Annotated in this window: 16 protein-coding genes and 1 pseudogene; 6 read left to right on the top strand and 11 right to left on the bottom strand. The window is 64.5% G+C overall.

Annotated elements, in window-relative coordinates; translation table 11 throughout:
• Positions 1–44 precede the first annotated feature (44 nt).
• Positions 45–815: a hypothetical protein gene (locus tag ACIGJE_RS21955; protein WP_483678690.1), complete on the top strand. Its 771-nt coding sequence runs from the start codon at positions 45–47 to the stop codon at positions 813–815.
• A 59-nt stretch (positions 816–874) separates the two neighbouring features.
• Here the strand turns inward: ACIGJE_RS21955 and ACIGJE_RS21950 are convergent, their stop codons facing one another.
• Together ACIGJE_RS21950 and uvrB are read right to left on the bottom strand one after the other, a co-directional pair.
• Positions 875–1,231: a DUF7677 family protein gene (locus ACIGJE_RS21950; protein ID WP_483678689.1), complete on the bottom strand. Its 357-nt coding sequence runs from the start codon at positions 1,229–1,231 to the stop codon at positions 875–877.
• Positions 1,228–3,930 (bottom strand): excinuclease ABC subunit UvrB, encoded by a 2,703-nt coding sequence (uvrB, locus tag ACIGJE_RS21945; protein WP_483678687.1) that lies wholly within the window; start codon positions 3,928–3,930, stop codon positions 1,228–1,230. Before uvrB ends, ACIGJE_RS21950 begins: the two co-directional genes overlap by 4 nt.
• 155 nt (positions 3,931–4,085) lie before the next feature.
• Between uvrB and ACIGJE_RS21940 the strand changes: the two genes are divergently transcribed.
• Complete coding sequence (locus ACIGJE_RS21940) at positions 4,086–4,460, top strand: lysozyme inhibitor LprI family protein (protein ID WP_483678685.1); 375 nt, start codon at positions 4,086–4,088, stop codon at positions 4,458–4,460.
• Between the two features lie 171 nt (positions 4,461–4,631).
• Here the strand turns inward: ACIGJE_RS21940 and ACIGJE_RS21935 are convergent, their stop codons facing one another.
• Positions 4,632–5,342, bottom strand: a complete 711-nt coding sequence (locus ACIGJE_RS21935) for a GNAT family N-acetyltransferase (RefSeq protein WP_483678683.1) — start codon at positions 5,340–5,342, stop codon at positions 4,632–4,634.
• Positions 5,343–5,517: 175 nt separating this feature from the next.
• Between ACIGJE_RS21935 and ACIGJE_RS21930 the strand changes: the two genes are divergently transcribed.
• Together ACIGJE_RS21930 and ACIGJE_RS21925 are read left to right on the top strand one after the other, a co-directional pair.
• Entirely contained in the window at positions 5,518–6,372 is an 855-nt protein-coding gene (locus ACIGJE_RS21930) for a PA3715 family protein (RefSeq protein ID WP_483678681.1), read from the top strand.
• Positions 6,369–7,067 (top strand): lysozyme inhibitor LprI family protein, encoded by a 699-nt coding sequence (locus ACIGJE_RS21925; protein ID WP_311944400.1) that lies wholly within the window; start codon positions 6,369–6,371, stop codon positions 7,065–7,067. Before ACIGJE_RS21930 ends, ACIGJE_RS21925 begins: the two co-directional genes overlap by 4 nt.
• Positions 7,068–7,082: 15 nt before the next feature.
• Here ACIGJE_RS21925 and queC read toward each other — a convergent pair whose 3' ends face one another.
• The 5 genes from queC to ACIGJE_RS21900 all read right to left on the bottom strand — a co-directional run bounded on the left by queC (position 7,083) and on the right by ACIGJE_RS21900 (position 12,310).
• Positions 7,083–7,787 carry a 7-cyano-7-deazaguanine synthase QueC gene (gene queC / locus ACIGJE_RS21920; RefSeq protein WP_483678678.1) on the bottom strand — a complete coding sequence of 235 codons (705 nt, stop codon included), beginning with the start codon at positions 7,785–7,787 and terminating at the stop codon, positions 7,083–7,085.
• A 132-nt stretch (positions 7,788–7,919) separates the two neighbouring features.
• Entirely contained in the window at positions 7,920–8,855 is a 936-nt protein-coding gene (trhO, locus tag ACIGJE_RS21915; protein WP_311944398.1) for an oxygen-dependent tRNA uridine(34) hydroxylase TrhO, read from the bottom strand.
• A gap of 184 nt (positions 8,856–9,039) precedes the next feature.
• Entirely contained in the window at positions 9,040–11,097 is a 2,058-nt protein-coding gene (locus ACIGJE_RS21910; RefSeq protein ID WP_483678676.1) for an elongation factor G, read from the bottom strand.
• Between the two features lie 143 nt (positions 11,098–11,240).
• Positions 11,241–11,984 carry an NAD-dependent epimerase/dehydratase family protein gene (locus ACIGJE_RS21905; protein ID WP_483678674.1) on the bottom strand — a complete coding sequence of 248 codons (744 nt, stop codon included), beginning with the start codon at positions 11,982–11,984 and terminating at the stop codon, positions 11,241–11,243.
• Between the two features lie 161 nt (positions 11,985–12,145).
• A complete protein-coding gene (locus ACIGJE_RS21900; RefSeq protein WP_311944394.1) occupies positions 12,146–12,310 on the bottom strand; it encodes a hypothetical protein in 165 nt (54 codons plus the stop codon).
• Positions 12,311–12,746: 436 nt separating this feature from the next.
• On the opposite strand from ACIGJE_RS21900, the gene ACIGJE_RS21895 reads away from it, so the two are divergent.
• Positions 12,747–13,949 carry a pyridoxal phosphate-dependent aminotransferase gene (locus tag ACIGJE_RS21895; protein WP_311944393.1) on the top strand — a complete coding sequence of 401 codons (1,203 nt, stop codon included), beginning with the start codon at positions 12,747–12,749 and terminating at the stop codon, positions 13,947–13,949.
• An 88-nt stretch (positions 13,950–14,037) separates the two neighbouring features.
• Here the strand turns inward: ACIGJE_RS21895 and ACIGJE_RS21890 are convergent, their stop codons facing one another.
• From ACIGJE_RS21890 to ACIGJE_RS21880, 3 genes and pseudogenes are all read right to left on the bottom strand, one after another.
• Complete coding sequence (locus ACIGJE_RS21890) at positions 14,038–14,799, bottom strand: SDR family oxidoreductase (protein ID WP_415083878.1); 762 nt, start codon at positions 14,797–14,799, stop codon at positions 14,038–14,040.
• 174 nt (positions 14,800–14,973) lie between these two features.
• Complete coding sequence (locus ACIGJE_RS21885) at positions 14,974–15,330, bottom strand: hypothetical protein (protein WP_311944391.1); 357 nt, start codon at positions 15,328–15,330, stop codon at positions 14,974–14,976.
• Positions 15,331–15,383: 53 nt separating this feature from the next.
• Positions 15,384–16,943, bottom strand: a pseudogene (locus ACIGJE_RS21880) (FAD-dependent monooxygenase); the annotation flags it as partial.
• A 78-nt stretch (positions 16,944–17,021) separates the two neighbouring features.
• Between ACIGJE_RS21880 and ACIGJE_RS21875 the strand changes: the two are divergent.
• Complete coding sequence (locus tag ACIGJE_RS21875) at positions 17,022–17,480, top strand: MarR family winged helix-turn-helix transcriptional regulator (RefSeq protein ID WP_367623339.1); 459 nt, start codon at positions 17,022–17,024, stop codon at positions 17,478–17,480.
• The last annotated feature ends 75 nt before the right edge of the window (positions 17,481–17,555 follow it).

Here is a 17,555-nt window from a genome sequence, read left to right as displayed (position 1 = left end):
ATGCTCTAGTAGCTCGACCAATCCCCTTTAATATTTCTCACACTTTGAAGCAGATATTTCTGAGTGCGTCAGGGCAGGTCGATATAGGGAAGCTTACCCAAACAATCGATTTGATAAAATCTCCAAAAGACAATGATGAGAAAATAAAAGAACTATACGGCCCCGCTGTTGCGACGTTTGTTGATAATGCCTCTAAAATTAAGCTTCCTCCTCTATCGTACATTATCGATGCACTCCAGCAATTGTCGATTTTGGATTGGCACGGAATTTTTATTAAGGATGGCGTTCCTCTTCAAAAGATATTTGAAGCAACAAATTTGCTAATGAATTACGATAATATGCGGGGGGATAGAGAGAATGGGATTTGTCCTCTGCCTACCTATGAATTCATGCCGGTGGATTGGGAGTTGCTGCGGAGTGGAAGTGACGTCGACGCGATTCAGCAGCGCCTAAGAGATTTTAACATCTATCAGTACTTCTTTCCGCCGGCAGATGGCGTCGCATTGAGCTTAATAGACAATCATTTGGGAACGGCGGGTGATATCAGTAAAGGATTGCAAATAGCGACGGAGCGGGGGCATATTATATCGAGGAATGATATTGTTTCAGATGCAAACAGTATACCTGAGCTAATAGAAGAGTTGAAAGCTCGTGGTTACGTTGCCGAAGCTGAATTTGAAACGCAGCTTACTATTGAAGGTCAAAATATTCGTAGCGTGCTTAAGGTGCGGCCATCGGAAAGCTTTTTCGCGAAGATAGCTAAAATTGTCTCTATGAAGGTAGATCTCAATCTTAGAGATCTTCTCATGAAGTGACGACGTTTTTTGGATTACGGAGATAGTGCACTAAATTTCTTTGCCTTCACAAGTGAAAGCTACTTCTTCACCCACTCTGGAGCATCCTTGAGAACAGGAGGCCAGTGTCCTTCACATTCATGGTCTTCTAAAGGAGGGTCAACAATATAGCTCGCATCACAGTAGCTTCTCAGCCATTGCGCGGCACGGTTCTCGCAATAGCGAGCATTAAGCGGAGCGCCGTTCTCGTCGAGTTCGAGGTTGTTGGTAAAAATCGTGTAGACCATTTCCATCGCACTCGGCTCTTGAAGGACTTCCGAATAATCGATGCCATCAAGGAGCGGATTGCCTACGCTGCCATTGGCGATCCACAGAGAGAAACGAGCGATGGCGCCTCGAAGGTCGGGGTGCATTCTACGTGCAGTCACCGCGTTCACCGCTTCCACCCCCGCCCAGGCTTCCCACCACCCTTCTTCCGTGCCTCAGCCCCCAGCGGTACCTCGCGGTCCGTGCCGGGACCCATGCTGTCCAGCCCCGGCTTGGCGGCCCGCGTCTTCGGCAGGTTCGCCGCGTCGCCATAGGCCTTCGGGCCCTTATAGGCACCGGCTTTCTGGCGCACATTGACCTGACGGGCCGAGCCGTCGTCGGCCACGGCCATTTCGGTCTCGCGCAGGCGCTTGAGTTCGTCGCGCAAGCGGGCGGCTTCCTCGAAGCGGAGGTCGGCGGCGGCGTCGCGCATGCGCTTTTCGAGGTCGGCGGTGACGGCCTCGAAATTGTGGCCGACGGTGGCGACATTGTCGGCCAGGCCCTTGTCGACGGTGACGCGGTCGCGCTCATAGACCGAATTGGTGATGTCGGCGATCGAGCGCTTGACGCTCTCCGGCGTGATGCCGTTGGCCTGGTTCCAGGCCATCTGCTTCTCGCGGCGGCGGTTGGTCTCGGCGATGGCGCGCTCCAGCGAGCCGGTCATGTTGTCGGCATAGAGCAGGACGCGGCCGTCGACGTTGCGGGCGGCGCGGCCGATGGTCTGCACCAGCGAGGTTTCCGAGCGCAGGAAGCCCTCCTTGTCGGCGTCCAGGATGGCGACCAGGGCGCATTCGGGAATGTCGAGGCCCTCGCGCAGCAGGTTGATACCAACAAGCACGTCGAAGGCGCCGAGGCGCAGGTCGCGGATGATCTCGATGCGCTCGATGGTGTCGATGTCCGAATGCATGTAGCGCACGCGCACGCCGTGGTCATGCATATATTCGGTGAGGTCCTCGGCCATGCGCTTGGTCAGCACGGTGACGAGGCTGCGATAGCCTTTTCGCGCGACCTCCTGCACCTCGCCGAGGAGATCATCGACCTGGGTGCGGGCGGGACGGATCTCGCATACTGGATCGATCAGTCCGGTTGGGCGGATCACCTGCTCGGCGAAGACGCCACCGGTGTGCTCCAGCTCCCATTTGCCGGGGGTGGCCGAGACATGCACAGTCTGCGGGCGCATGGCGTCCCATTCCTCGAAGCGCAAGGGGCGGTTGTCGAGGCAGGAGGGCAGGCGGAAGCCATATTCGGCCAGGGTCGCCTTGCGCCGGAAGTCGCCTTTGTACATGGCGCCGATCTGCGGCACGGTGACGTGGCTCTCATCGGTGAAGACGAGGGCGTTGTCGGGCAGATATTCGAACAAGGTCGGCGGCGGCTCGCCGGGCAGGCGGCCGGTGAGCCAGCGCGAATAGTTCTCGATGCCGGCGCAGGAGCCGGTGGCCTCCATCATCTCCAGGTCGAAGGTGGTGCGCTGATCGAGGCGTTGGGCCTCCAGCAGGCGGCCGCCGGTATAGAGCTGCTGCAGGCGGACCTTGAGCTCGTCCTTGATGCCCTTGATCGCCTGGTTCAGCGTGGGGCGCGGCGTCACGTAATGCGAATTGGCGTAGACCTTGACGAATTGCAGGTCCTGGATCTTCTGGCCGGTGAGCGGATCGAATTCGGCGATGCTCTCGATCTCGTCGCCGAACAGGTTGATGCGCCAGGCGCGGTCCTCATAGTGGGCCGGGAACAGCTCGATGGTGTCACCGCGCACCCGGAAGGTGCCGCGTGCGAAATCGGCATTGATGCGCTTGTATTGCAGGGCGACGAGGTCGGCGATCAGCTGCTTCTGCTCGACGCGCTCGCCCACGCTCATGCCGAAGGTCATGGCGGTGTAGGTCTCGACCGAGCCGATACCGTAGATGCAGGAGACCGAGGCGACGATGATGACGTCGTCGCGTTCGAGCAGCGCGCGCGTGGCCGAGTGGCGCATGCGGTCGATCTGCTCGTTGATCGAGGACTCCTTCTCGATATAGGTATCCGTGCGCGGCACATAGGCCTCGGGCTGGTAATAGTCGTAATAGGAGACGAAGTATTCCACCGCATTGTTGGGGAAGAACGACTTGAACTCGCCATAGAGCTGGGCCGCCAGCGTCTTGTTGGGTGCCAGGATCAAAGCGGGGCGCTGGGTGCGGGAGATCACCTGCGCCATGGTGAAGGTCTTGCCCGAGCCGGTGACCCCGAGCAGCACCTGGTCGCGCTCATGGCTCTGCAGGCCCTCGACCAGATCGGCGATGGCGGTGGGCTGGTCGCCGGCCGGCTGATATTCCGAGACCAGTTCCAGGCGGATGCCGCCCTCGCTCTTGTCGGGGCGCGAGGGGCGGTGCGGCGTCCACACCGGCTTGCCGATCAGGCGCGGATCGCCGCTCTCCAGCAGGTCGGTGAGCGCCTTGATGGTGCCGGCCGAGCCGCCGAGCTTGTCGAGCCCGTCGGGATCGGCCTCGCCGCCATCCTTGGCGCGTGCCTTCTTGTCGGGCGCCTTGCGCTTGACCGCCCGGCCTTCCATCTCGGCGCCCCCGCCGGCCGAGGGCACGCCCAATTTGGCGGCCAGCTCCGGATCGAGGCCGGTGACGGCGCCGGTGTCGAAGCCGCTCTGCGGCCCCTCGCCGAAGCCCGGCTTCTCGTCGTCGCGCAGGCTGCTCTTGGCTTCCTTGAGCAGGCCGGGATTGAGCAGGGCCTTCAGATGCTCGTCGAGCGAGGGCAGGGCCGGCCGCGATGCCTTGGATTTCGGCGTGCGGAGTTTCTTCGGAGCAGGGGTCTTGCTCGAGGAGGGGGCTTTGGGTGTATCGGACATGCCCTGATAATGGGGTGAGTCACGCGCGGGGGGAAGGGCCGTCGTCGGAAACTTGCTGACAACGTCCTGTCAGCAGGGTGGCGAAGTTCCCCGCGGCACGACAAGGCCGGTGTCCCTGTGCTAGCGACGGGGGATCATTGCCTTCGGAGTTTCGGATGATCCGTCCTGCAAGTTTTATCATGGCAGCGGCCTTGGCGGTCGCAACTCTTGCTTTGCAAGGCCCGGCCCAGGCCGCCGGCTTCGACTGCCGCAAGGCGCATACCGCCGTCGAGAAGCTGATCTGCGCCCATCCGAAACTGTCCCGCCTCGATGACGAGATGAACCGGCTCTATCAGGCCATCGAAGGCGAGACGCGCGGGGTCGAAGGCGAGACCGGCGCGGTCAGCGATCCCTTCGGCAAGGATCAGACCCGCTGGCGCGAGACGGTGCGCGACATCTGCACCGACGCCCCCTGCATCGAGCGCGCCTATGCGGCGCGCATCGCCCAGGTCAAGAAGGACTGGGCCTCGGCCCTGGGCGAGGGGCAGTAAGAAAAACGCTGTCGTCCCCGGCGAGGCCAGTAGGCCGAGGGTATCGTCACAAGCGAAGCTTGTGACGATACCCTCGGCCTCTCTCGCTACGCTCGCGAGGCGCTCGGCCGGGGATGACAGAGCATCTAGTCCGGATCACCTGTCGCCATTTGTGGCCGGGTTCTCCCCGCCTCAACGGACATGGAAGTCCGTAGCGACCAAAGGCAGGCCGAGGCGGGCGGCGACGGCGCGGGAGGCCAGGTTGTCCCAGGATGTGCTGTAGAAGGGCGCAGCCCCCAGCGCCCGCACGGCCTGTGCCCAGCCGGCGACGACCGCGGCGGCATGGCCCCGGCGGCGGTAATCGGCATGGGTTTCGACGCCGGCGCAATGCACCGCGTCGGAAATGCGCACGCTGGCGCAGATCGCCACGGCGCGATCGTCCTCGACCACGGCCAGGAAGGGCCGCCTGTGCGGCACGTCCGGCAGCCAGTCGGGAAAGAGCGGCTGCAGCAGGTCGGCATTGCCCTCATGGATGGCGACGGGTTGCCGTTGCGGCGGCGGGACGGCATCCGCCCGGTAGACCGGCCCGGCCCAGATCTGCGTCACCGGAGCCTGGTGGCCGAGCAAATCGAGATAGGCTTCCTCCCGGGCCGGGCGCTCCCTCGGCACCTCGCCCAGCGTCTCGTCGCGGCAGAGTTCGCCGAGACGGGCGACCAGGGCATCCGGCATGTCGGCGCGGCAGCGAAACAATGGCCCGGCCGGCGTGCGCATCAGATGGAAGCGGGGTGCCGGGCGGCAATCCCACTCATTGCTGTGCAGCAGGCGCCCGCGGGCGTCGGTGGCATAGAGCGTGTCGAGACGGCGGCTCAGCAAGGCCCACGGGCTGTCGGTGTCGAGAGGCATGGCCCGAACCTATCCGGGCCGCGCCGGGCAGGCAATCGCCGGCAAGCGAGGGCCTGTATCCGCCGAAACTGAGGCCCCGGGCAAACGATGCAAGAGATCGCCACAGCCCTAGATTGTCCTGGCTCCGGCTCATGCTAGATCTCGGATCGTCCCTCCGGAATGGAATCACCGCGACATGAAGCTTCAGCTTGCCCTCGGTGCCGCTGCCCTGGCCCTGATGCTGCCCGGCCAGGCACTGGCCGATTGCGACATCACCGACGCCCTGCTCAAGCAGGCCTATCCCGGCGCGCAGCAAGGCGATAACGGCTTGCTGGTCAAGGGCGGCGGCTATGATCGTGCGATCAACCCGGACGACGTGGTCTGCAAGGCCTGGCCCTACCGCCCCGAGCTGATGCTGGCGGCCGTGCCGCTGATCGAGGCCAAGCCGCCGGTCGAGGGCGAGAACAAGGGCGATGTCGAGATCATCATCGCCGATGTCGCCACCGGCAATCCCGTCGCGCGACGCCTCGAGAAGGGCATGGCGTTCTCGGACGCCATCCAGTTCGGCTCGATGAGCCTCGATACCGCCCGTTACGACGTCGGCGACGGGCTGCGCGCCTTCGGCCTGCGCACCTCGCAATCCGGCAGTTCGCGCGTCAATCCCTATGACGAACAAGCGCTCTGGATGTACACCTTCGACAAGGGACGCATCGAGCGCGTGCTGGACGGGCTGATCGTCGAGCGCAGCAATGGCGAGAACAATGGCGATTGCGAGGGTGAGTCGACCTCGGTCACGCGGACCGTCAAGCTCGGCCCCAAGGTCGAACTGGGCTATCGCGATCTCACGGTCGAGCAGACCGTTAGCCATGACACCTCCAAGAAGGTCGGCGGCGAATGCCGCTTCGACACGCGGCCCGGCAAGGCGGCGCGGTTCGAGCTGATCTATGACAATGGCCATTATCGCCCGGCTGCCGGTGTCAAGCCGCCCGGCGAGAAGGGCGATATCGAGACGGACCTGTTCTCCACCATCGAGGTCGGGGCAAAGCCGTGATCGGGCGCCGTCTCGCCGGCCTTGCCGTCGCCTGCCTCCTGCCAGCCGTCTTCGCGCCCATGATCGCCCAGGCTGCCGGCAAGCCCTCCTTCGATTGCCGCAAGGCCGCGACCGAGGTGGAGAAGGCGATCTGCGCCAGCCCGGCCCTGTCGAAGGCCGATGCCGAGATCGCAATCGCCTATGACCGCTTGCGTAAGACCCTCGATCCTCAGGCCGCCGCCGCGCTTGCCGCTGACCAGCGCTGGTTCGTGGGCGCACGGGACGATGCGGGCACCAGCAAGGAAGGTGTTGGCGCCTTTCGCACGCTGAAGGAGCGTCTTATGGAGCGGGCGCGTTTCCTGAAGGGGGTCAGGACGAAGCCGCAGAACGGCTTCGTGGGCAGTTGGCACAACAACACGGGTGGGTTCGACATCGAGGCCAAGCCGGATGGCAGCCTGATCGTCTCCGGCGATACCGTCGAACCGGTGATGGGGCGCTGGGTCTGCGAGATCAATGCCAGCGGCCGGGAGGCCGGCGGCGTCTTCGAGGCCAGGCAGGAAGGCGACGCCTCCTTCCTCAAGCTCACCCGCGAGGGCGCCAGCCTCAAGGTCGAGACCGTGTTTCCTGATGATGCGAGCGAGCACCGGGTCGAATATTGCGGCCAGAACGGCTCGATGGACGGCAGCTATTTCCAGGTACCATCAGGCAGCAAATGAGGATGGGCATTCACGTCAGGAAACGCTCTCGGCCATGAAGCGCTGGTAGCCGCTGGACCGCAGTTCGCAGGCCGGGCAGGTGCAGCAGCCATAGCCCCAATCGTGCCGATGGCTGCGATCGCCATTGTAGCAGGTGTGGGTCTGTTCGCGGACGAGGTCCACCAGCCGGTCGCCGCCGAGTTCCCGAGCCAGCGCCCAGGTCTGCGCCTTGTCGATCCACATCAGGGGCGTGTGGATGACGAAACGGCTTTCCATGCCGAGATTGAGCGCCAGCTGCATGGCCTTCATGGTGTCGTCGCGGCAGTCCGGATAGCCGGAGAAATCGGTCTCGCACACGCCGGTGACGAGATGGCGGGCGCCGCGCCGATAGGCGAGGGTGGCGGCGAAGGTCAGGAAGAGCAGATTGCGCCCGGGCACGAAGCTGTTGGGCAGGCCGTTCTCCTGCATGGCGATCTCGACGTCGCGCGTCAGGGAAGTTTCGCTGATGCGGCCGAGTATGCCGAGGTCGACCAGGTGGTCCTCGCCCAGGCGCGCGGCCCAGGCGGGGAAGGCTTCGCGAAAGGCGGCGAGAACCACGGGGCGCATCGCCAGCTCGATGCCGTGGCGCTGGCCATAATCGAAGCCGACAGTCTCCACGCTATCGAAGCGCTCGAGCGCCCAGGCCAGGCAGGTGGTGGAATCCTGGCCGGCCGAGAACAGGACCAGGGCTTTGTTAGACATGGTTTTCTCCATCCTGAACTTTGAATTGTCATCCCCGCCACTGCGGTGGCGCCGGGGATGACACGGTCTATCTTTCGCTAATGCGTTGGTCGCAAGACTGGTTGGCATAGGCCCGCGGAATAGCGGAGCTTGTCAGCCTTCCTCAACCGCCGTGGCGAGGCGCGGGCCGAGATGGGCGTGGCCGCGCCGGCGCGCGAGCGTCTCCTGGCGATGGCGTTCGCGCGAGGAGGCTTTCTGTGTCTCGGTGAGCGTTGCGGCGCAATAGGGGCAGCTCACCCCTTCCTCGTAGTCGGGCGATTGCCGGTCCGTTGCCGAGAGAGGCGACAGGCAGCCATGGCAGAGGCTGAAATCCTCTGGCCTCAGGCCGTGGCCGACCGCCACGCGCTTGTCGAAGACGAAGCAGGCGCCCTCCCACAGGCTCTCAGCGGGCGGAATCTCTTCCAGATAGCGCAGCACGCCGCCCTTGAGGTGATAGACCTCCTCGAAGCCCTCGCGCAGCATCAGGCTGGTCGCCTTCTCGCAGCGTATGCCGCCGGTGCAGAACATCGCCACCTTCTTGTGCCTGGCAGGATCGAGATTGTCCCTGACATAAGCAGGGAAGTCGCCGAAGCTCTCGGTCTTCGGATCGAGTGCACCCTTGAAGCTGCCGATGCGCACCTCGAAATCGTTGCGCGTGTCGATGACCAGCACATCCGGATTGGAAATCAGGGCGTTCCAGTCCTTGGGCTCGACATAGGTGCCGACGCGCTCCAGCGGATCGATGCTCTTGTCGCCGATGGTGACGATTTCTTCCTTCAGCCGCACCTTCATGCGCAGGAAGGGCATCTCCTCGGCGAAGGAGGTCTTGTGCTCGATGCGATCGAGGCCGGTGATCGCGCGCAGGCGCGGATGGAAGCTCGCCATCGCCTCGGGCGTACCGGCCACCGTGCCGTTGATGCCTTCATGCGCCAGCAGGATGATGCCCTTGATGCCGAGCGAGCAGGTAAGCTTGGCCAGCGGCTCGCGCAGCTCGGCGAACCCGGGCAGGCGGGCGAAATGATAGAAGGCGGCGATTTCGATGGTCGGCATCGCCGCTCTTTAGCGCCAATGGAGGCGGGGGGCAAATTCCTCATGTCATCCCGCACGCGGTGCAGCATGCAATGCTGCTCCGCAGATGCGGGACCGTTCTTCGGCACCGGCGCTTGGCTCCCTACGCGGTCCCGGATCTGCGCCGCGGCACGATGTGCCGCAGCTTGTCCGGGATGACCCCTCCCTATTGCGCCGCCTGCCGGGACGCCACGATGGTGTCGGCCTGCCGCCCCGAGAGTTCGGCCAGATGGTCGAATTTGGACCGGAACGTGCCGACGCCTGCCGTCGCCGAACGCAGCTCGATGATCAGGTCGGTGATCTCGGCTTCCGGGATCAGCGCCTGCACCACGTCCCAGCCTTCCCAACCGTCGCGGGCATCGAAGCCGAGGATCTGGCCGCGCCGAGAGGAGACGATGGCGTTGGCCTTCGCCGTGGCATCCGAGGGCACCGAGATCTCCACCGCCAGCACCGGCTCCAGCAGCACGGGATTGCATTGCGGCATCGCCTCGCTCATGCCGATGCGCGCCGCCGTCTGGAAAGCCATGTCGGAGGAATCCACCGTGTGATAGGAGCCGTCCGTCAGCGATACGCCGACATCCACCACCGGGAAGCCGAGCGGGCCGCGCTTGAGATAGTGCTTCACGCCCTCCTCGACGGAGGGAATGTAGTTGCGCGGCACCACGCCGCCGGTGATCTTGTCGATGAAGGCGAAGCCCTCGCCGCGGGGCAGGGGCATGACGTCGATCACCACGTCGCCGAACTGGCCATGGCCGCCCGATTGCTTCTTGTGGCGACCGCGCACGCCCGTCACCGGCTTGCGGATGGTCTCGCGATAGCCGATCTGCGGCTGGCTGGAGTCGACGGCGACGCCGAATTTCGAGGCGAGTTTCTCCACGGCCACGCGCAGATGCATCTCACCCTGGCCGCGCAGGATGGTGTCGCCGAGCTCGGCATTCTGCTCCATGGCGAGCGCCTGGTCCTCGTCGGTGAGGCGCTGGAGGGCGGCCGAGAGCTTGACGTCGTCCTTGCGGTCGCGCGCCCGGACGGCGAGCGACATCACCGGTTGGGGCGCCTCGATCTCGGCCGGCCGGGGCACGGCCTTGCCGACAGCCAGCATGTCGCCGGTATGGGCGGCATCGACCTTGCCGAGCGCGACGGTATCGCCGGCCTGCGCCTGCGTCGTCTTCTGGGTGGTCTGGCCCAGCAGCCGGGCACAGCCGGCGATGCGGCCGGTCTCGCCGGAAGAGGTCGTTACCGTCATGCCTTCCTGGAAGGCGCCGCTGAGCACGCGCGTCAACGAGAGCTTGCCGGCATGGGCGGTATGGAAGGTCTTCATCACATAGCCCAGGGGCTCCGATCCCGGCGTGATGCCGAGCCGTGCGGCGGTCTCATGGATGCAGGGCGCCTCATGGCGCAGCGCCTTCATCAGCCGCAGCATGCCGTTGCCGTTGGCCGCCGAACCCATCAGAACCGGCACGGCCAGGCCATCGCGCAACTCGTGGGCAAGGTCGTCGAAGACCCTGTCGCGGGGGGGCTCGACCTCTTCGAGAAGCTGCTCCATCAGGGCATCGTCATGGTCCGACAGCCGCTCCAGCATGGAATAGCGCGCATCCTTGCTTTCGTCGCGCTCGTCCGGCGGGATCTCCACCACCTGCGAGGCCGCATGTTCCTGGTAGATGAAGGCACGTTCGAGCGCGAGGTCGACATAGCCGACGGCAACGCCGTTCTTCCAGAGCGGGATCTGGCGCAGCAGCAGCGGCAGCCGGGAGGCCGGCTGCAGCAGGGGCAGGGCCTCGCGCACGCTCTGGTGCGAATTGTCGATCTTGTTGAGGAAGAGGAAGCGTGGAATTTTCTGGTCTTCGAGTTCTCGCAGGATCAGCTGCAGAGCCGGAACCTTCTTCTCATCGGCCTCGCAGACCACCACGGCGGCATCGATGGCCGGCAGCACCGGCCGCATCTCGGCCAGGAACTCGATCGAGCCGGGACAGTCGATGAAGGTATAGGTCTCGCCCATGAAATCCACGGAGGCGATATTGGCCTCCACGCTCATGGTGTGGGCGCGCGCCTCGGCGCTGGCATCGCCGATGGTGGAGCCGGCCGCCACGGTGCCCTGGCGCTGCAGGGCGCCCATGCGTGCGAGGATGGCTTCAAGAAGGGTCGTCTTGCCGCTTTGGAACGGGCCGACCAGGGCGATGCAGCGCGGCCCGCTGGATCGTCTGCCGTTTGGAGTGTTCTGCGTCATTGTCGCGTCCCTCCTGTTCTGGCCGCCGCTCTTTTGGGCGGCTGACTGGAACCGTCGCGCCGATTGGAGGCCGTGGCAAGGGAAAAGTGACAAGCGCTGGCAAGGGCGGCAAAGCCTATGCCGCCCGGCAAACCATGCTCCGCTCAGGCCGCAAGGCGGAAATCGGCCCGCCAGCCAAGCTCGTCCAAAGCCCTGGCGGTCGAGAGTTCGGCGCTTGCCTCAGCGACATTGTAGGCACCGGGCTGGCCGCGATCGATGGCGAGCAGCGCCGCCAATGCCGCGGCATCGACATGCACCGACATCGACCGTCGCGGACTGTCGCTGCCAGTACCGGGACCGTAGAGATAGCCGTAGCGTAGGACCACGCCTTCGGCCGGCGCCTGGAGCACGGCGTCCTCCAGGGCGATCACCCCCTGCACGCTGACGGCGCCCGGACCCTCGGCGCCATGGTTGAGGGGATCGGTCTCGGCATGTGGCAGCGGCCCGGGCGCGTAGACCCAGGCAATGCTCTGGGCGATGATCCGCCGGGCTCCGGCCGCGAGAGCGGCCGCCACCAGATTGGCGGTGCCTTCCCGGCGAATGCGGGCATTGCGCGGCACGAAATCGGCCATGCGGGCCGGGTCGAGGGCTGGGGGCAGATCGGTGAGCTGATGGATGACGATTTCAGGCCTGGCGGCCGTTACCGCGGCGACCAGCGCGTCACGATCGAAGACGTCGACCACGACCGGCTTGGCCCCCAGTTCTTGCAAGGCGTCGGCTTTGGCGGGCGTACGCGTGGTGCCGACGACGCGGTGGCCGGCCCGAAGAAGCAGGCGCGTGAGCGGCGCGCCGATGGCACCGGTCGCACCGGCCAGAAAGATGGTTCGAGGTGAAGTGGTTTGGGACATGGCTGGCCTCGTCTCAGAATGATCGGTTCTGAAATAGCCTCGCCATGAGGTCAGCGAAAAGTGCCAAGAATTGTATGAAGGACTGTACCAAAAAAATGCGCCGGATGGCGGGGGGACCATCCGGCGCGTTGAGCGACCCGTTCAATTCGCTTGCGGGGGGACTAGGCGAAGAACCCAATGGTCGCTGTTACTACTGTTGCGGTCGCGAGAAGTCCGACGAGCCAGAGCGCCAAGGTCAGCTGACGTTCCGCCTCGGCCGCCGAAACGCGCATGGCGCGGGTGTCGGCCTTGAACATGCGTGCGGTTGCTTGATTGACGGCCATCATGATCTCCTCGAAACACTCGACTGGAAAACCTCTAACGTCCTTCCGTCTAGACCTTCGCCCGGCGGGACGAAGTGCGAAAACGCACGCGGCACTCAACTCGGTTACTCGGTACTCCGCCTCACACCACCGGAACTCGCGTGGCCATGAAGCGCATCGGCTACGATTAAAGCATCGCTGCCGATCACGGCGGGCTTTTGCACGTTCTCGGGCGGCGGTGAGGAAGTTTCGCGGCATTGTTGTGTCGATGTCACCAAGCAATGAACTCGCGCGACCTCTCCGGCAAGTTGTGCATTGGACGTAATCTTTGCGCTTGAATGCAGGCCGGGCGGCGCCTAAGCAGAGGCGCGCCCTGCGGGGCGGGCAGGGGCCGCCCGCGCGGCGGCCGCTAGGTTCCGCTTCAACCCGCATTTCCCACGGCTTACAGGAGTTCCCAGCCATGGCTTTTCTCGCCGACGCCCTCTCGCGCATCAAGCCTTCCGCGACCATCGCGGTGAGCCAGAAAGCGCGCGAACTCAAAGCGGCGGGACGCGACATCATCGGCCTGGGTGCGGGCGAGCCCGACATGGACACGCCCGACAACATCAAGAAGGCCGCAGTCGACGCCATCATGCGCGGGGAGACGAAATATCCGCCGGTCTCCGGCATCCCCCAGCTGCGCGAAGCCATTGCCGCCAAGTTCAAGCGGGAGAACGGGCTCGACTACAAGCCTTCGCAGACCATCGTCGGCACTGGCGGCAAGCAGATCCTGTTCAACGGTCTGATGGCGACGCTCAACACGGGCGACGAGGTCGTCATCCCCACGCCCTACTGGGTGTCCTATCCGGAGATGGTGGCCCTGTGCGGCGGCACGCCGGTCTTCGCCGAAACCACGCTGGCCACCAATTTCAAGCTATCGCCCGAGGCGCTGGAAAAGGCGATCACGCCCAAGACCAAGTGGTTCATCTTCAATTCGCCGTCCAACCCGTCCGGCGCCGCCTATAGCCGTGACGAGCTGAAGGCACTCACCGACGTGCTGTTGCGCCATCCCCATGTCTGGGTGATGACCGACGACATGTATGAGCATCTCGTCTATGGCGATTTCGTCTATTACTCGCCGGCCCAGGTCGAGCCCAAGCTCTATGACCGCACCCTCACCATCAACGGTGTCTCCAAGGCCTATTCGATGACCGGCTGGCGTATCGGCTATGCTGCCGGCCCCGAGAAGCTGATCAAAGCGATGGACATGATCCAGGGCCAGCAGACTTCGGGCGCCTGCACAATCGCGCAATGGGCGGCGGTCGAAGCGCTCAATGGCACGCAGGACTTCATCCCCGAGCGCCGCAAGATCTTCGAGGGCCGCCGCGACCTGATCGTCGGCATGCTCAACCAGGCCAAGGGCATCCAGTGTCCGACGCCGGAAGGGGCCTTCTATGTCTATCCCTCCTGCGCCGGCACGATCGGCAAGACGGCGCCCAGCGGCAAGGTGATCGAGACGGACGAGGATTTCGTGTCGGAACTGCTGCAGGCCGAGGGCGTGGCGGTGGTGCATGGTTCGGCCTTCGGTCTCGGCCCGAATTTCCGCATCTCCTATGCGACCTCCACCGAGGCCCTGGAAGAGGCCGGCCGCCGTATCCAGCGCTTCTGCAACACGCTGGTCTGATCGTCTAGGATCGGGATCTCATCCGGCCCGCCCCAGATGGGGCGGGCTTTTTATTGAGGTGTGACCGGCATTTTCAGGCCTTGCGCGGTTACGTTTTCGGATCCGGATTTTCCGTATGCCCGTCGACCGCGATGATCTGGCCCGACACGAGTCTGGCCGCATCGGATGCCAGGAACACGGCCATGGCCGCGATGTCCTCGGCGCTGACGAAGGAACGCATCGAGGTTCCGCCGGCATAGCCGGCATAGATCGCATCGCGCGTCGTGCCCTTGGCCGCAGCTTCCCTGGCCATGACGGCTTCCATGCGGGGACCTTCGACGGCGCCCGGGCAGATCGAATTCGCCCGGATGCCATAGGGGCCGAGTTCCATCGCCAGCGTTTTCATCAGGCCATTGATGGCCCATTTCGAGGCGCTGTAGGGAGCCCGGTTCGGATAGCCGTAAATGCCCGCCGTCGACGAAGTCAGGATGATGGCGCCCGAGCGCTGTGTCTTCATGCTAGGTGTTGCATGCTTGGCGAACAGGAAGGCGCCCTCGAGATTGACCGCCAGGCAGTGCCGCCAAGCCGCGACCTCGATAGTCTCGATCGGAGCCGTGGGACCGGCGATGCCGGCATTGGCACACAGGGTGTCCAGCCCGCCCCAGGAAGCGCAGATCCGGGCGAACAAGGCTTCGACTGCGGCTTCGTCGCAGACATCGAGCGGCGTACGCTCCCAGGTCGGCGGACAGGAGGCCAGGGCGCCTGCATCAACGTCTGCGACCCATACATGCGCACCCGCCTTGTGAAACGCCTCGGCCATGGCCCGGCCGATGCCGCTGCCTCCCGCCGTGATCAGAACGCGCTTGTCCATGGTGATGCCCCCTGGTTCGCCCGCCATAGTTTGAGGAGGCTACGCTTGTCGACGCCTCGAGCAGGGGGCGGGAAGCGACGCAAAGCGTGCCTGTTGCGACTTTGTCCGGGTGCTAGTCGCTCGGGGCAATCGCCGTACGAAAGCCGAAGATCCTGCCCAACGGCAAAAGCCCCTTCAGCGTTGCCAGCTTCGGGCGGCGAGCCACAGGCCGAACACCAGCACGGCCACCAGGACGACATGGAATATCGTGTCGCCACCTGTCTGTGGTCCGATGCCGATGGCGATCGTGAAGGCGCCGACCAGCGTCCCGAGAAGGGCAAGGCCTTGTGCGACAAGGGCGGCATGTCGCGCTAGGGACGGACGGACAAGGCCGGTGGCGAAGCCCAGCGCCAGGATGACGGCGATGATCGCTTCCGCAGTGGCAGCTCTCGAATGGGGCTCTCCAAAAGGCAGCAGTCCCGCATGCACCAGGGAGGCACAGGCAAAAAGCGTAATTTCGGGGGCGAGCAGGCGTGCGATCGGAGCGGTCATGATACTTGGTTCGCGTTTCCGGTCATGCCCATGCCAAGGCAACGCAGGGCGGCATACAGGGTGTCTGGTTTGCTTTCATCCGGGGAAGAACGCCAGGCGACGAAGCCGTCCGGCCGTACCAGCACGGCTCCATCCGGATCGAGGCGATAGGCAGCCGGCCAGCGGTCGTCGATGTCGACGATATCGCCCTCGGCGCCGATGATCTCGCAGGCGAGCGGCAGGTCGAGCCGCCGACGAGCCTCCTCGGCTGCCTGGCGCCAGTCGGTCTTGCTTGCCAGCAGCACGAGACCTTTGCCGAAGAGATCGAGACTGGACAGGCGCTGGCCATCGCGTTCGAGCCAAAGATGCGGGGCGCGGGTGCCGGGATTCGCCGCCAGCGTGGCATGAGACTCGAAGGGCGTGCTCGACATGAGGCCGGCCGGCGGGAAGGCGCCGGCTTCGAGGCGCTGGCCGAGCACGACGTCGTAATCCGGCACGACCGGAACTGCCGGCGGCAGGCGCTTGGAGGGGTCCTTGAACCAGCTTTGCAGCCGGGCGAGGGCCTGGGCCAATGTCGCCTGCACGATGGGGCGGCGCTCGGCGTCATAGCTGTCGAGCAGACGCGGATCGGCCTCACCCTTCAGCACCATGGCCAGCTTCCAGGCGAGGTTGTGGGCGTCGTGAATGCCGGTATTGCCACCGAAGGCGCCGGTCGGCGGCATCAGATGGGCGGCGTCGCCGACGAGGAAGGCCCGGCCCTCGCGAAAGCGGTCGGCGATGGCGGCGGCGACCTCCCATGCCCTGATGTCGACCGGTTCCGCCTTGATGCCGGGGCGGCCTGCCGCACAGATCGCCAGTTCGCGGCAGCGGACTGCGTCGAAGTCCGCCGGGCGTTCGCCTTTCTGCGGAAAATATTGCAGCGCCAGCAGCCAACGACCGCCGGCGCGCGGCGTGATGGTGCCGTTGAGATCGGTGATGAAGCAGGAGGTGAAGCGTCTGCCCTGCAGGATTGGCGGCAGGTTGGTGTCGAAGATGATGCTGATCCAGTGCTGCAGGGAGCCGGGGCCGCTGCGACCGATGCCGAGCCGTTCGCGCAGGCCGCCATTGGCACCGTCGGCAGCGATCACATAGTCGGCGAGCACGACCTCTTCTTCTCCGCTGGCGAGGTTGCGGATGTGGGCGCGGGCTCCGGTAGCGCCTTCCTCGAAGACCTCGAGCTGGCGGCCAAAGCGGATCTCGGCGCCATGACGTTCTGCATGGCGGCGCAGGATTGGCTCCAGTACGTGCTGGTCGCAGGTGGCAGGCTGGGTGGGGCTGAACGGGGAGGCGTCCGGCCAGCCGAGGTCGCTCCACTGGATGTCGGGATCGGCGAGGTTCTTCGCCCGTGCAATGCCGCCGCCCTGCTGATCGCCGGTCCGCTCGGCGCGGATTTCGTCCTCCAGCCCGATGCTGCGGAAGATCTCCATGCTGCGTGGCGAGATGCCGGTGAATTTGTATTGGATCGAGGTGCCGGCGTGCCGCTCCACCACGAGGCAGCCTATGCCCCGATGGGCGAGCAGCGCGGCCGCCGTCAGGCCGGTGAGACCGCCCCCGACGATGAGCACCGAGGTTCTGGTTTGCGAGATCGTTTCCATGGCTATCGCCTCCGTTCGCTATTATTTTGATTGACTAAAATATTTTAATAGTCAAATATTTTTAGCGAACGAATTTTCGTGTCTGCCGAGGATGCCCTGATGACGCCGCCGGATCGCAGCCCCGACCCCGCTTCTGCGGCCTGGCGGCTGATGTTCGATTATCTGATGCGCTCCTCGCCGCAGCGCCTGGAGAGCCTGCAAAGCCGCGGCCTCACGCCCAATGACTCCAGGGTCCTGTTCACGCTGGATCGGGAAGAGGCGCGTCCGATCGGTACGCTGGCGCGGCAATGGGGCGCCGATCCCTCGACGGCCACCTGGCTGGTCGATCGGCTGGAGCGGGCGGGCCTCGCCGAGCGCTCCCCTGCGCCTGGTGACCGCCGGGTGAAACTGGTGCGGCTCACCGAAAAGGGGGAGGCCACCCGCAAGGAGTTGATGGAAGAATATTATCGCACGCCGCGCGAAGTCGCGGCCCTTGCTCCGGTCGATCTGGCGGAACTGGTCCGCATCTTCTCCAAATTGAACCAAGGCGTGGAATGAAAGGGCGTCGCCACCGGCTCCAAAGGCCGGCGGGCGCAAAGAAAAAGGGCAGCCCGGAGGCCGCCCCTATTCGCT

The sequence above is a fragment of the Labrys sp. E2SS-1L genome, assembly GCF_057073705.1.
This window is presented reverse-complemented; position numbering and strand designations above follow the sequence as displayed.

Bases quoted from the DNA above. Each gene is read 5' to 3' on its own strand.
- uvrB (WP_483678687.1), bottom strand. From the start codon at position 3,930: ATGTCCGATACACCCAAAGCCCCCTCCTCGAGCAAGACCCCTGCTCCG.
- ACIGJE_RS21940 (WP_483678685.1), top strand. From the start codon at position 4,086: ATGATCCGTCCTGCAAGTTTTATCATGGCAGCGGCCTTGGCGGTCGCA.
- ACIGJE_RS21935 (WP_483678683.1), bottom strand. From the start codon at position 5,342: ATGCCTCTCGACACCGACAGCCCGTGGGCCTTGCTGAGCCGCCGTCTC.
- ACIGJE_RS21930 (WP_483678681.1), top strand. From the start codon at position 5,518: ATGAAGCTTCAGCTTGCCCTCGGTGCCGCTGCCCTGGCCCTGATGCTG.
- queC (WP_483678678.1), bottom strand. From the start codon at position 7,787: ATGTCTAACAAAGCCCTGGTCCTGTTCTCGGCCGGCCAGGATTCCACC.
- trhO (WP_311944398.1), bottom strand. From the start codon at position 8,855: ATGCCGACCATCGAAATCGCCGCCTTCTATCATTTCGCCCGCCTGCCC.
- ACIGJE_RS21910 (WP_483678676.1), bottom strand. From the start codon at position 11,097: ATGACGCAGAACACTCCAAACGGCAGACGATCCAGCGGGCCGCGCTGC.
- ACIGJE_RS21905 (WP_483678674.1), bottom strand. From the start codon at position 11,984: ATGTCCCAAACCACTTCACCTCGAACCATCTTTCTGGCCGGTGCGACC.
- ACIGJE_RS21900 (WP_311944394.1), bottom strand. From the start codon at position 12,310: ATGATGGCCGTCAATCAAGCAACCGCACGCATGTTCAAGGCCGACACC.
- ACIGJE_RS21895 (WP_311944393.1), top strand. From the start codon at position 12,747: ATGGCTTTTCTCGCCGACGCCCTCTCGCGCATCAAGCCTTCCGCGACC.
- ACIGJE_RS21890 (WP_415083878.1), bottom strand. From the start codon at position 14,799: ATGGACAAGCGCGTTCTGATCACGGCGGGAGGCAGCGGCATCGGCCGG.
- ACIGJE_RS21885 (WP_311944391.1), bottom strand. From the start codon at position 15,330: ATGACCGCTCCGATCGCACGCCTGCTCGCCCCCGAAATTACGCTTTTT.